The organism is Psychrobacter sp. HII-4, assembly GCF_904846595.1.
GTDB lineage: Bacteria > Pseudomonadota > Gammaproteobacteria > Pseudomonadales > Moraxellaceae > Psychrobacter > Psychrobacter celer.
In genome coordinates, this window is the sequence record NZ_CAJHBJ010000044.1 from 1 (window position 1) to 14495 (window position 14495).

The 14495-nt window shown below is 41.3% G+C and carries 11 protein-coding genes and 1 pseudogene; 9 read left to right on the plus strand and 3 right to left on the minus strand.

The genetic code is table 11. The annotated features are described in order from the left end of the window. The first annotated feature begins 185 nt into the window (after nucleotides 1–185). Entirely contained in the window at nucleotides 186–1121 is a 936-nt protein-coding gene (locus JMX98_RS12505) for a putative RNA methyltransferase (RefSeq protein WP_320157770.1), read from the plus strand. 35 nt (nucleotides 1122–1156) lie between these two features. Here the strand turns inward: JMX98_RS12505 and JMX98_RS12510 are convergent, their stop codons facing one another. After that, nucleotides 1157–1870, minus strand: coding sequence for a YdcF family protein (locus JMX98_RS12510; protein WP_227680171.1), 714 nt, complete (start codon nucleotides 1868–1870; stop codon nucleotides 1157–1159). Nucleotides 1871–2279: 409 nt separating this feature from the next. Here JMX98_RS12510 and JMX98_RS12515 point away from each other — a divergent pair, with 409 nt between their 5' ends. Further along, nucleotides 2280–2582 carry a hypothetical protein gene (locus JMX98_RS12515; RefSeq protein WP_071002761.1) on the plus strand — a complete coding sequence of 101 codons (303 nt, stop codon included), beginning with the start codon at nucleotides 2280–2282 and terminating at the stop codon, nucleotides 2580–2582. A 456-nt stretch (nucleotides 2583–3038) separates the two neighbouring features. Beyond that, nucleotides 3039–3200, plus strand: coding sequence for a hypothetical protein (locus JMX98_RS12520; protein WP_201587024.1), 162 nt, complete (start codon nucleotides 3039–3041; stop codon nucleotides 3198–3200). Between the two features lie 713 nt (nucleotides 3201–3913). Here the strand turns inward: JMX98_RS12520 and JMX98_RS12525 are convergent. Further along, complete coding sequence (locus tag JMX98_RS12525; protein WP_201587025.1) at nucleotides 3914–4846, minus strand: hypothetical protein; 933 nt, start codon at nucleotides 4844–4846, stop codon at nucleotides 3914–3916. A 282-nt stretch (nucleotides 4847–5128) separates the two neighbouring features. On the opposite strand from JMX98_RS12525, the gene JMX98_RS12530 reads away from it, so the two are divergent. The 6 genes from JMX98_RS12530 to JMX98_RS12555 all read left to right on the plus strand — a co-directional run bounded on the left by JMX98_RS12530 (nucleotide 5129) and on the right by JMX98_RS12555 (nucleotide 14180). After that, complete coding sequence (locus tag JMX98_RS12530) at nucleotides 5129–6664, plus strand: type I restriction-modification system subunit M (RefSeq protein ID WP_201587026.1); 1536 nt, start codon at nucleotides 5129–5131, stop codon at nucleotides 6662–6664. Continuing rightward, entirely contained in the window at nucleotides 6654–7853 is a 1200-nt protein-coding gene (locus JMX98_RS12535; protein WP_201587029.1) for a restriction endonuclease subunit S, read from the plus strand. Before JMX98_RS12530 ends, JMX98_RS12535 begins: the two co-directional genes overlap by 11 nt. Further along, nucleotides 7853–9010 carry an MBL fold metallo-hydrolase gene (locus JMX98_RS12540; protein ID WP_201587031.1) on the plus strand — a complete coding sequence of 386 codons (1158 nt, stop codon included), beginning with the start codon at nucleotides 7853–7855 and terminating at the stop codon, nucleotides 9008–9010. The genes JMX98_RS12535 and JMX98_RS12540 overlap by 1 nt, the downstream gene beginning before the upstream one ends. Before the next feature lie 20 nt (nucleotides 9011–9030). Then, nucleotides 9031–12375 carry a type I restriction endonuclease subunit R gene (locus JMX98_RS12545; RefSeq protein WP_201587033.1) on the plus strand — a complete coding sequence of 1115 codons (3345 nt, stop codon included), beginning with the start codon at nucleotides 9031–9033 and terminating at the stop codon, nucleotides 12373–12375. Between the two features lie 6 nt (nucleotides 12376–12381). Continuing rightward, nucleotides 12382–13191 (plus strand): M48 family metallopeptidase, encoded by an 810-nt coding sequence (locus tag JMX98_RS12550; RefSeq protein ID WP_201587038.1) that lies wholly within the window; start codon nucleotides 12382–12384, stop codon nucleotides 13189–13191. A 134-nt stretch (nucleotides 13192–13325) separates the two neighbouring features. Beyond that, nucleotides 13326–14180 (plus strand): patatin family protein, encoded by an 855-nt coding sequence (locus JMX98_RS12555; RefSeq protein WP_198328257.1) that lies wholly within the window; start codon nucleotides 13326–13328, stop codon nucleotides 14178–14180. A gap of 134 nt (nucleotides 14181–14314) precedes the next feature. Here JMX98_RS12555 and JMX98_RS12560 read toward each other — a convergent pair. Continuing rightward, a pseudogene (locus JMX98_RS12560) lies at nucleotides 14315–14495 on the minus strand (IS256 family transposase); the annotation flags it as partial.

Consider the following 14495-nt stretch of genomic DNA (forward strand, 5'->3'; position numbering starts at 1 on the left):
GTCTAAGTGAGCAGCGTAAGTTGCGGTTTATTAAAGACTTTTTAGGGTCAAAGTCACTCAAATAGCATGAATTATGTCCATTAGCGACTACCTTCTACTTTTTAGCATGAATTTTGTCCATTACACCTTAAGTGAGGGGTTTTATGCCGCAGCTGAAGCAAACTTTGCTAAAATGACGGCCATACTTGACTGATTTTGAGAAACCTGTGTCGTTATTTATTTGTCCCCTTTGCCAGTCACCCATGCAGCCTGCAGCCGATACGTGGCGCTGTGATGGCAGCTTGCATCCAAAGCAGACCAAGCACCCTTTTGATGTGGCGCGTCAAGGCTATGTCAATTTATTACCAGTACAACAAAAAAAGTCCAAAACGCCAGGGGACAGTCAAGCCTCTATCGAAGCGCGGCAGCGGTTTTTGGCCGCAGGACATTACCAGCCATTACAGGCTTTGCTTGAGCAGCAAATGAGGCCGCTACTCGGGCAGAGTGATACTGCCGCAAATTGGCTGGATGTCGGTTGCGGTGAGGGGTATTATACCCAAGCAATGGCGAAGATAGACGGTATAGCATCGCTGCTAGCGGCTGATATCAGCAAGCCTGCCGTCTCTACTCTCGCCAAAGCAAGCAAAGCGGCAGGGCAGCTGTGGTATCAGCAGCCCAAAGAGGGCGCGACTCAGACGGCGGTATATCCACTAGTGACCAGCGCCGCCCATCTGCCGCTACGCGCCCGTAGTGTGACGGGTATCAGTAGTATTTTTAGTCCTATCTTGCCTGAGGCCTTTGCCAAAGTATTGTGTGACACAGGCTATCTCATCATTGCCAAACCCGATAGTCAGCATCTTGCATCGATGCGTGAGGCGTTGTTTGATAGTGTGCGCGAGCATGATTCTGATAAGTTTTTACACGAGTTGGAGCCATACTTTACGTTGATGGGAACTGACCATGTTAGTACAGAGATGACATTATCAGCGGATGATTTGGCTGATTTAATGACCATGACCCCGTATGCCTACCGCGCACGTAGTGAAAAAAGACAAGCGTTGCTGACAGCAGTAGAGAAAGCATCATTCAAAACAGAGGCAAAATTCGTGGTTTATATTTTGCAAAAAAAGGCGTCCATTTGAGCGCCTTTTAATATTTTTGTTACGGCATCTGCCGATTAGTATTCTTGTAGTAGCCAACTGCTACCAAAGGCAAAATACTCTCGAAACCATGCATTGTAGCGAATAGACAATGGTGTTGGACTGGCAAGCGTGATTGGTTGCGTATAACCTTGATGGAGGGCAATCGCCGCTGCGCGAATGGTATGAAAGTCGCTGGTGACAATCGCAATCGGTACCTCTTTATCAATACCATGCTGTTCAAGTATGATTTGGCTGTACGCCAAATTCTCCTCAGTACTGGTGCTTTTGCCTTCTTGGTAGATACGATCTAGTGGAATGTCATGTGCTTGCTGCAAGTACGTCGCCATGATGTCCGCCTCACTGCGCGTGCGCTCATAGCCCACACCGCCACTCGTAATAATGAGTGCCTGTGGCTGCTGCTCGATCAGTCGTGCGGCCGTATCTAAGCGACTAGCTAAGGTAGGGGTCGGCTTGCCATCGACCGTCCCAGAACCGAGTACAATAATAGCTGCTACAGGTGGCAAATCTTGTTTGCCTTGGGCAATCTGCTGCTGCAATGAATAAACAAAGAGCAAAAAGCTGGCGAGCCATAACCCAAACGCTAGCCACAATCCGTACCAAATACGTCGCAGTAAAGGATTCTTAGCAAGTATTTTTGTAATTAAAGAAGCACCTAGTCCATGCCCTACAAAAACCACGCCTATCAAAAAAGGCAGCACTGTACCAAAATTAATCTTATCAACAGCCATCAAAGTAACGCAGTCGATAATGAGTATCGCCCCAATTACAGTTAATAAAACACGTAATAACCCACACATAAATTTGTTATCCAATCAGCGCTGATAGAAGAGTTGAGCTGTGTATAGTTGTCAGATGCTAAGCGCTATAAATTCTTTGTACGCCTGCCAAAAGCATCATACATAGGCGGATAGGCTCAGTCGATACCAGCCAATAGTGCAACTCTGTAGCTTTCTACCGCCTAATGTGTAAATGCGCTTAGTAGTGGTAACAATCGCAACCTTTCTTCAAGTTTCATAAAGCTACTTAATACGAGAACCAGTTATCATTTTCTTTGTCGATAGAGCGATGCATTATCGTGATACTTCATAAGGTATCTTTAATCATCATTTATTAATATGAATTAAATTAGGAAAAACAATGAAAAAGATAATAGTAAGTTCGATTCTAGCCGCTACCGCTTGTTTATCTATGGTTGGTCAAGCCAACGCTGCACCTGACTACTCAAAGTCTCATGCCGCTCAAGTACAGCACCAAAAGCATGATGCTAAAGCCAAAGTAGGTAGTAAACATAAAGTTGTCAAAAACAAGGCAAAGGTATCACAGCAAAAAGCAAAAATAGTGGCTGCCAAGCATAAAGCACAAGAAAAGCATCAAGACAAATATCAGGGCAAATATAAAAACGATAAACAAAGCAAAAACGACTACAGACACCGCTCTTAAAAGTGATATCTGATTATTTAAAAATAACGCCCTAAGTATGCGTCATTTTTATGTGCAATGGTTTGGCTAGTATAGTAGTTCAAAACAAAACTGTCATAAGTTCCAAAGCGCTACTGGGATGAATTTTTCGCAGCCTCTGTGTATACAGCACGCAAGGAAAATTTATACCAGTAGCGCTATAACATTTTTAAATTGAATCTACTGTTGTGATATATCCGGTCTTGTGTCTCTATTTGAAGAGATATTACGGTCTAGCAGATATGCAAAACGCTCACACCTTAACGTTTCTTAAACTTTCATCAAGCTACTTAACATAGGAACTGGCTATGATAAGAGGCAGTATTAACATCGTCTGCGCGCTAGTTATCTCAAGTAGTGCTTTTCAATCAAACCAGTGATGTTAAATATTCATTGACTGTCCTAAATAATCATCTTAAAAATCGACTGAGAGCGCCCATGAGACAAACCTTGTTCGTACTATTTATCACCTTATTCAGTGTAATAGGCTACTCAGCCAACGCGATGGTACCAAGCATTGCTTTTGCAGAAGCAGTAAACGCAACTCCAAAACCAGTCATGTCTGCTGAAACGAAAAAATCAGACGCGACTGCCGCATAAAATTGAGGTTGAACAAGTTACATATGAATCTAAGTGACAGTGAAAAAGAAGCAATAAAGAGATGTATAGGCAGTAAACAGCTGTAGGTTTAGATATTAGCAGCAATAGAGCAGTGATATGAGCCAGCAATATTCTTTATTGGTGGTTTTTTTTGATATATAGGATAAAAATCACCATTCAGGTAGCATTAGACGATCAGACTGACAGTCTTACTGTTAAGGTGTCTGGATTTTATTTAGGATAGAGTAGGACAGCACAAAAAAACTAGTGCGTTTCTCAGAATAGATAAGATTGGCGGTGAAGGAGGAAGTCTAACTATGTATATAAGTATTTGATTTAATTATAATTGTAATAATAGATATGCACGTTAGACCATCAAATAGACCAACAGCGCAACAGTATTGGAGGCAAGGCAAATAATGGGATTTATCTCACAATAAAATGTAACTAAATATTTCTACGACATTATTTGATTTCAAACATATACTATCACTAAAAAACTATTTCTAGTAGTTAGGATTACGTTTCCTACCATTACCGCTTAATGCTACTTGCCACCATTCTAAATAGAGCACTGCAAGATGGCTATAGTGGCATAATAAAATAGCGCCCATATTAGGCGCTATTTGTTGTTTCGCTGCTTGTAAGAAAAATAGTAACCACTCACTATTAAAAGCTACCAAACCTTAAATTTAAACCTTAGCTATACTCGATTAATTCTGATAAACAGCTTTAATTTGTGTTTCTAAGAACTTGGTAGCAACGCTATTGTATTGATTACAGTAGACCTCTGCGATATTAGGGTCGATATCTTCTTTCTCTTGAATACCTTTTTGGTAATAATAAGCTTCATAAATTAAGCCTTTGTATACCACAGCGGCATTAATATCGCCATCTTCATCAGTATATCTTACCGCTTGCAATTCATTTTTGCTTCCGACATTTTCTTTGACAAGATTGCTGACAGTATTGTATTTTTTCTCTTTAGCAATCCACTGATCTATCGTCATATTACCTTCTTCATCATAATCAGAAAAAGTATAGTAGTCTTGATCAGGTGTTTCTAAAAATATGTAACACTGCGAGCCACTAGGGAAAGTAGCGTTAAAGCTATCAGGAAAATAATCTAAATCTGTCTCTATCCCAGTCTGAGCATTTCCTGGCTGCTTGCCGACGCCAGTGAGGTCAAGAGTAATGATGTCATAAGTCGAATTAACGATGCTGCTACCTGACTGAATTTTTAGCTTGAACGTATCGCTATCGACGAAGTTAATTTTATAGAACTTACTATCATAACTTTCAGGAACAGCGACAAATAGACTATTACCAACATAGTATTCTAACCCAAGATTGTCCCTTCTGCTGTCTTGATAAGCAGTAGGCGAGCTTCCAACAAGGGTAGATATAATTTGTGTTAAACCTTTATTACTTAGTGTGGAAGCAAACTTGCCCCATCCTGTTTTATATTCTCCGGCGACCACGTCACTGAAAGGATCAAACGTTGCATATTTCAGCTCATTGTTGACGATAGGCCCACCATTGCCACTGCCGCCTCCTACATACTCACCATCATCGTCACTTCCACAGCCTGACACCACTAATGCGCCTGCCAATACGATACCTGTATATAGCTTATTTATTTTCATGTTGTTACCTGTCGTTATATTTCAGTAAGAAACTCAATAATAGACAAAGCTGTTTTTTATTGCAAAACAAAAATTTAGTAATAACATTATTGCTACGATAGTTTAGTGCTTCTAACTATTATTTATATCTAAATTAGTAGCATTCTCACAAGCCAAAAATTGGAGTGTAGTGAGTCTTATTAGAAACGACAATGTGCGCTATACTTCTAAGCAAAGCGAATGCATGACACCATAATCGACCCTTATAAAACTTATATCTTTCAAAGTATTCAGGAACCATCAATGCCAACCAGCGCACCTAATAGTATTAACCAAATCAATCAAGACGATATCAACAAAGCCGTATGGAACGCCTGTGACACCTTCCGTGGCGTCATCAGCGCTGATACCTATAAAGACTTTATTTTGACCATGCTGTTTCTCAAGTATCTGTCCGACGTCTATCGTGATGAGTACCACAAACTGGTTGAGCAGTTTGGCGACAATCCAGAACTGATCCATGCCATGATGTCCAAGCAGCGTTTTGTCTTACCTGAGGGCGCAAGCTTTTGGGATCTATACGAGCAGCGTCACCAGCCGGGCAACGGTCAACGTATTGACGAAGCGCTTCATGCGATTGAAGAAGCTAACGGTACTAAGCTCAAAAACGTCTTCCAAGACATTAGCTTTAACACCGATAAATTGGGTCAAGAAAAACAAAAGAACGAATTACTGCGTCATTTATTAGAAGACTTTGGTAAAGACATTCTTAATCTAAGCGTTGAGCGCGTGGGTAGCTTGGACGTGATTGGTAATGCGTACGAGTTTTTAATCAAGCATTTTGCCGCCAGTAGTGGGGCGACGGCGGGTGAGTTCTATACACCACCAGAAGTATCTAATTTATTAGCGACTATTCTTGCGCCTGTCGAAGGTGATGAAATCTGTGATCCGGCTTGTGGTTCGGGGTCACTACTCATTAAATGCGGGGCAATGGTTCGCAAAAACTCAAATTCCAAGAAGTATGCGCTATTCGGTCAAGAAGCCATTGGCTCGACGTGGGCATTGGCCAAGATGAATATGTTTTTGCATGGGGAGGACAATCACCGAATCGAGTGGGGCGATACCATCCGTAATCCGCTGCTCCTCGATAAAGACGGCAAGCATTTATTACAGTTCGATGTGGTGACGGCCAACCCGCCGTTTTCACTGGATAAATGGGGTCATGAAGATGCCAGCAGCGATCCCTATGGTCGCTTCCATCGCGGTGTGCCGCCCAAGACCAAGGGCGACTATGCCTTTATCAGTCATATGATCGAAACGCTGAAACCAAGCACTGGCAGAATGGGTGTGGTCGTGCCGCATGGCGTGCTGTTCCGTGCGTCAAGTGAAGGTAAAATCCGTCAGCAGCTTATTGAAGAAAACCTGCTCGATACGGTGATTGGCTTACCTGAAAAGCTGTTCTTTGGTACGGGTATTCCAGCCGCAATTCTCATCTTTAAAAAGAATAAGTCTGACGACAAAGTCCTGTTTATCGATGCCAGTAATGAATTTAAATCCGGTAAAAATCAAAACCAGCTCACAGATAGCAATATTGCTAAAGTCATTGAGACGTATAAAGCGCGGGAAAGCGTTGATAAATATGCGTATCTAGCGAGCTTTGATGAGATTAAAGAAAACGACTTTAACCTCAATATTCCCCGCTATGTCGATACCTTTGAAGAAGAGGCAGAGATTGATCTAGATGCGGTACGTTCTGAGCGTTTAGCGCTTAAAGCCGAGTTAAACCTGTTAGAGGAAGAGATGGCAGGATATTTAAAGGAGTTAGGTTATGACGCCTAGTGGTTGGGAGGTTAAGAAGTTAAATGAGCTATGCGAAATAAATCCTAAAAAACCATCAAAACCTAGTGATGAATTAGTTTCATTTATCTCGATGAGTCAAGTCTCAGAAGATGGTCAGATTATTTCTACAGAAACGAAAACATATGATGAAGTCTCTAAAGGCTTTACATCATTTAAAGACAAAGATGTCTTAGTCGCTAAGATAACACCTTGTTTTGAAAATGGTAAAGGCGCTTTAGCTCATACTCTTGTTAATGGTATAGGATTTGGGAGTACAGAGTTTCACGTATTGCGGGCTAAAGAAAATACAGATCCTAAGTTCATTTATTACCTAACTAGAACTGATGCCTTTAGAGCTAAGGGCACTATGAATATGCAAGGTTCAGCAGGTCATAGACGTGTAACTACCGATTTTATTCAGATTTATAAAATAAATACTCCACCCCTTCCAGAACAACAAAAAATCGCCAAAATCCTAACCACTTGGGATAAAGCGATCAGCAACACTGAGCGTTTGATTGAGAATAGTACTCAGCAGAAAAAAGCGTTGATGCAGCAATTGCTGACGGGCAAAAAGCGTTTGCTTGATAATGAGGGGAAACGGTTTGAAGGTGAGTGGGAAGAGGTTAAGTTATCGGAAATAGCCCAAATCACAATGGGTTCTTCTCCAAAATCTGATGCCTATAATGAGATTGGGGACGGTCTGCCTTTGCTCCAAGGTAATGCAGATATTAAAAATAGAAAATCAGCACCAAGAATTTATACGTCACAAATAACTAAAGAATGTCATGTTGATGATATTTTATTTAGTGTCAGAGCACCAGTTGGCACAGTTGCACTATCCAATCATAATGCTTGTATTGGACGTGGTATTGCTGCCATAAAAGCTAAGAAAAACCACTCTCAAGATTACTTATATCAGTGGCTTTTATCTTTTGAGCTGAAGTGGGAACGCTATTCGCAAGGTAGTACTTTTGAAGCGGTAAATAGCGATGATATTAAATCGTTAAATCTTTCTATTCCAAACTATAAAGAACAACAAAAAATTGCCACCGTATTAACCAATGCTGATAAAGAAATTGAGTTGCTTGAGCAGCAATTGGCTGATTTGCAGCAAGAAAAAAAGGCGCTGATGCAGGTGTTGTTGACGGGTAAGAAACGGGTGGTGGTTGATGGTGAGGTTGCGTGATGAGTTCTTATAGAGTAACGCGAACATTTCATCCTGTAGGGCAAGGTGCATTTTATTCGGAACGCCATAACAAGTTTAATATCGTTTATGATTGCGGAACAACTGCTTACGCTAAGGCTAGACCAGTTGTTAAATCAGCATTTTTATATCAGGATATAGATATACTTTTCATATCACATTTTGATAATGACCATATATCTACTATCGAAGCTTTAAGGGACTCTACAAACAATATTCATACGGTAGTAATGCCTTTGTTAGAACCTAAGCACGAAAAGCTACTTATTAACTTAAGTAGCGCTCTTCCAACAGGATCTTTGAATTTAATCAAAGATCCTCAAACATTTTTTGGTTCTAATACAACTATTGTTAGAGTCAGATCTACTCAAGAACGCGATAGAGATGAAAGCGATAATCCAATCAACTTACCGAATCCACTAGACTCATCTGAGAGCATTTCAGTTCAGTCTAGTAGTCCTCCTAGCATCATAATCAATAGTGGCAGACCTCTTATAATAAATAATGAGTATAGATGGGTTTTTGTTCCTTATAATATTAAATTCACAGATCGGCATGCGAAGTTAATAAATCAACTTGAAAGTCTGGGCTTTGACGTAAGCGAATTAGAAAAGAATCCTAACTATGTGATGGATAGTTTGAAAGATAGTAAATCACGTAAGACACTTAAGAATATATATGATAAAAAACTAGGTGGTGATATTAACGAAAACTCAATGCTACTTTATTCAGGTCCATCAAAAGATAGTGAAAGTAGTGATATCTGTTATTGTGAGCTAATAGGCCAAGATTCTGTTTACTCTTGTGAATGCTTTAATAGTGCAGGTTGTATTTATACCGGAGATAGCGACTTAAACGAAGTTCTTAAAGAAGAAGATGATGTCTATTTAGACTATAGAAGATGCGTTGGTATTATCCAAATACCTCACCACGGATCTAAGGAAAATTTTAATATAAGATTCTTTGAGCAATTTTATCCTGTTATATGCCCTGTCTCTTACGGAACGAAGAACAGTCATGGACATCCTGCAGCTGAAGTTATTAACGAATTATCTATGAATAAGTTCAGACCAATCCTTGTAAATGAGCAGTTAAGTTCGAAGTTTGTACAAGAAATTGAATTTAACTGGCTGAATTAAGCAGAGTATTAGGAGTTTTAGTGAGTAATAATACGATCAACTTCGCCGAAGAATTCAGCTCAAAAATCCCTGCCTTAACCTTGCTCACCACGCTAGGCTATCAGTTTATTCCGCCTAACCAATGCAATGCCATGCGTAGCAATAAGCTGCTAGCGAATCAGGCGAATGCTAATAAAGCCACCAACCAAGTGGTGTTATTGCCCGTTATGCGTGCGTTCTTAGCCAAGCAAACCTTTATGTTTGAAGGCACACCGCATCATTTATCAGATAGCGCCATTGATAAGATCATGCACGAGCTAAACCCAGCGATGAATTTAGGCTTGCAACTCGCCAATGAAAAGCTCTATAACGCCATGCTATATGGCGTGACCGTGACCGAATTTATCGACGGTAAAAAAACCTCGCAAACCATCAGCTTGATAGATTGGAATCATATCGATAATAATAGCTTTCACTTTACCGAAGAGCTGGTAGTACAGAATGCTGAAGGGACAGGTAATATCATTCCTGATATCGTCTGCTTCGTAAATGGTCTACCGTTGGCAGTGATTGAAGCCAAACGTCCTGACTCGAGTAGAGAGTGGCAATCAACCAATGCTCAAGCCGTCTCCCAGCACATCCGTAACCAAGGTCAAAAACAAATCCCGCATCTATTTGCCTATAGCCAGTTACTGCTAGCGGTAAATGGTAATGACGGTCTGTATGCCACTTGCGGTACGCCTGAGAAATTTTGGGCGAAGTGGGTCGAAGAAGAGATCTCTGAGCCTGAGTTTGCCCGTCTAAAGAATCAAGCGCTCAGTCCTGAGCAGATTGAGAGTCTGTTTGCCCATCGTCCTGCCTTTATTAAAGATGAATATCAGTCATTGATTGATGGCGGTGATCTAGTCGTTACCGATCAAGACCGCCTTATCATTAGCTTATTACAGCCTGAGCGTTTGCTTGAAATGACGCGCATGTTTACCTTGTTTGACAAAAAGGCTGGCAAAATTGTTGCCCGTTATCAGCAAGTCTTTGGCATCAAAGCCCTGATTGAGCGTATCAGCAGTTTCGATGAACAGGGCAGTCGTGAAGGTGGTGTCATTTGGCATACCACAGGTAGTGGTAAATCTTTCACGATGGTTTTCTTCTCTAAAGCTTTGATTTGGTTAGAGGAGCTCGCGAAGTGTCGAATTATTGTTGTCACCGACCGTGTTGATCTTGAAACCCAGTTGAGTAATACCTTTAAGTCGGGTGGTGTAATAACCAGTAAACGCGATAGTCGCGACGCTATGGCTACTTCTGGTCGCCGTCTTGCGCAGCAAATCGGTCATGGTAACGAACGCGTTATTTTCTCTATTATTAATAAGTTTGGTTCAGCCGTTAAGTATGACGAATGTTATAACGACAGCCCAAACATCATCGTCATGGTCGATGAAGGTCACCGTAGCCAAAATGGTGAGAACAATATCCGTATGGCGCAAGCCTTGCCAAACGCTGCCTTTATTGCCTTTACGGGTACGCCATTACTAAAAGATGATAAGACTGAAAACAAATTCGGTAGCATCATTCACTCGTACACCATGCAGCAAGCGGTTAAAGACAAAACCGTCACGCCATTGCTATATGAAGAGCGTATCCCTGAGCTCAATACCAATGATCAAGCCATAGATAGCTGGTTTGACCGTATCACCCAAAAGCTCACCGATAATCAAAAGACCGACCTCAAGCGTAAGTTCTCCCAAAAAGGTCAAATCTATCAGGTTGAGGGTCGTATCGAGCTGATCGCTCATGATATATCTGATCACTTCCAAAACTTTAAGCAGCAGCATCTCAAGGGTCAATTGGCTTGTGATTCTAAAGCCTCCGCTATTCGCTATAAAATGGCATTAGATAAGATTGGCAAAGTGACCTCAGTGGTCGCTATGTCACCACCTGATACCCGTGAAGGGCATGACACCGTCGATGGCGAATCAAAAGACATCGTACAAAGATGGTGGCAAGATAATGTCGCCGCAGACTTCGGCGGTGATGAAAAAGCGTATACCAAAGCCATCATAGAAGCCTTTAGTCAGGACGATGGTCCTGACATTATGATCGTCGTTGATAAGCTATTAACGGGCTTTGATGAGCCAAAGAACACCGTTTTATATATTGATAAGCCTTTAAAGCAGCATAACCTCATTCAAGCCATTGCACGGGTGAACCGCTTGCATGAGAAGAAACGTTTTGGTTATCTGATTGATTATCGTGGCATCCTAAAAGAGCTGGATATCACCATTGAGAAATATCAAGACTTAGCGGAACGTACGCAAGGTGGCTTTGATATCGAAGACCTCAAAGGTCTGTATAACCCTATGGATACCGAGTACAAGCAGTTACCAAGGCTGCATAATGAGTTGTGGGCTATCTTCTCATCGGTCAAAAACAAACAAGATGGGCAAGCATTAAGGCAGGTGCTTGCGCCAAAGATGCAGGAAGTAGATGGCAGAGTAGTCGATACCAAGCTTAAAGAGCGTGACGACTTTTATGCGGCTTTGACCGCATTTTCTAACGCCATGAAGATTGCGCTCCAATCAGCATCTTTCTTTGCAGATACCTCATTCGATAACAAACGTGATCGCTACAAAGCCGATCTAAAAGCCTTTATCAATCTACGTAAGCAAGTCCGTGAAGACGCTGATGAAACCATCGATTACGATGAGTATGAAGCGGATATTCGCAGCTTACTCGATAAACATATCGCAGGACTTGAAGTTCGTGAGGCAAAAGGGGCTTACTTGGTCGGCAATTTAGGTAAGGATGTTAAGCCTGAAGAATTAAGTGATGATGAAGCACGCAACCAAACCGATAAAATTACAGGTCGTGTGACTAAGATGATTGAGCAAGATTTGGCTGATGATCCATATGCGCAAGAGTACTTCTCTAAGCTCCTAAAAAAAGCCATTGAAGAAGCTAAAGCGATGTTCGATGCACCCGTGAAGCAGTACATGATGTTTGCTGACTTTGAGCAGGCCGTCAAAGACCGCGATGTTGCTGATGTACCGAATGAATTTATCGATGACAATGGCAAATTAAATAAGCATGCTCAGGCTTACTTTGGTTTATTTAAGCACTTATTTGATGCTGACTTCTTAGCGGATAAAGAGCTAGATAATGACAAGCTGGTCGCTTACGCCTTTGAGATTGATGAAGTAGTCAAAACGAATGTGGCGGAATATTCCATCAATGCCAGTGAAATTGAAAATGCGATTAATAGACGATTATTGCCAATGCTGTTTGCTGACTTGGGTATTGATAAAGCGCAACAGCTCATTGAAGAGGTGCTAAAGATTACCCGACTTGGGCTGTCGAGAGAGACAAGTAGCCCACGAGCAGCAAGAGGGTAGTAGGCAATGACTGAGACAGGCAACTTTTATTATGGTGAAGATAAGATCCATTATGAAGTCGTGCGTAAAGACACAAAAAATAAGTCTAGAAGCGATACGCTTATTAACGAAAAGAGCAAACCTCGCAAAGTGGTCATCAAGGTACATCCTGATCAGCGTGTAGTCGCCACAGCGCCTGTTGATGCCAGTGACGAGATAATACATGACGCCATGATGAAGCGTGCTCGCTGGATATGGCAAAGCCTACAAGAATTTGCAAAGCAACAAGATCACGTATTGCCTAAACGTTATATCAGTGGTGAGACCCAGTTTTATCTGGGTCGTCGTTATGTGTTAAAAGTGATAACCGATGCAAAAACTAACGATGTGATAAACAGTACGGTGAAGCTCAGTCGCGGTAAGTTACATGTAGAATTGTCTCAAAATGATTCTGAATTAGACGCTGAAAAACGAGCGATTCTCGTGAAAAGCTTGATTGATAACTGGTATAAAGATAAATTTACGTCGGTCTCTAGAGAGAGGCTTGAGGCCTTGATACATAAGGCCTCATGGGTAAAAAATAATCCTTCATTGAAGTTAATAGTAATGAAAAAACAATGGGGAAGCTGCTCAAATAAAGGTAATTTAATCCTCAATCCGCACTTAGTCAAAGCACCAAAAGAATGCATTGATTATGTGATATTGCATGAGCTGTGTCATATCGCTGAGCACAATCATAGTGAGCATTTTTGGCGCTTATTAACTCAAGTCATGCCGCATTGGAAAGAGGTGAAAGCTAGGCTCGACGGGATGGCTGAGCTTTACTTGAATGAGTAAAATTTGGAGCTAGGTAGTTTAAGATGGTTCTTTGGAAAAGTATCAGCCTCCGATATACTCGAGGCGCTTCACTTAATTACTCTATGTAATGGTTAAGTTAAAAAGGTAGTATTTACAAGAATTCGAGGTTTTCAATGCTTAAACAACATCGACAAGCACTTGTAGTTGAAGGTGGTGGAATGCGTGGCGCATTTACCAGTGGTGTCTTAGACGCATTTTTACAACAACAATTTAATCCTTTTGATCTTTGTGTGGGGGTGTCCTCAGGCTCAACGAACGTTGCTAACTATTTAGCTGCGCAACAAGGTCGCACCCTGCAGATTTACTTAGATCATTCACTTCGACCTGAATTTATCCATTATGGTCGTTTCCTTAAAGGTGGGGACTTACTGGATCTAAAGTGGATGTGGGACGTGGTGGAACAAGAGCATCCACTAAATCAGGCACAATTATTTGCCAGTCATGCTGAGTTTTACATGGTGCTAACACACGCTATTTCAGGTGAAGCTAACTATATTAAAGCCTGTAAAGACAATATTTTGGATGGATTAAGAGCATCAAGTTCTATACCAGTGCTGACTCGTCAAGCGGTCGAGATATTTGGCGAACCTTATTTCGATGGTGGTGTAGCTGATGCTTTGCCTGTGCATTGGGCCGCTCAACAAGATCGTGTTGCTAAGCTAATGGTGATCCGTACTCGTCCTCACAATTACTATAAAGCAGGTCGCAAGGGCGATCAGCTGTTGGCTAAATATTTTTCTAAGCAACGATATGGTTTTGCCCAAAGCTTATTAACACGAACCCAACGTTATAATGATGCGGTGCAATTTTTACATTCTGCATCACCACAGAAGTTTTTAGAAGTTTGCCCACCCGACTTGAAAAATATGGCGGGTCGATTATCTAAAGATAAAGCTAAAATTCGTTATAGCTATGATGTAGGACTAGAAACTGGGTACAAAGCGATTGAAGATTGGCATAAACTTTAATGATAATTCCGTTAATAAATCAGAATGCTTAAAATTAGACATTAACTGTTAAATAGTGCAGCTTAATTCTATTGGATAAGTATCTTATGGTTGAGATATTTGCGAGACCATCCCGAATTCTGTGTAACTGCCGTTTAGATTAAATGCTTGCTGATACGGTCATCAAACATAATCATAAAGCGATTTAAAGCAGACGTCCAGTTACGAATCGGCATCGACCACTTTTTAGAGGCCTGCTGGGTTGCCAGATATACTACCTTGAATGCTGCCTGATCAGAGGGAAACACCTTACGCTTATTCACCGCCGTTCGAATC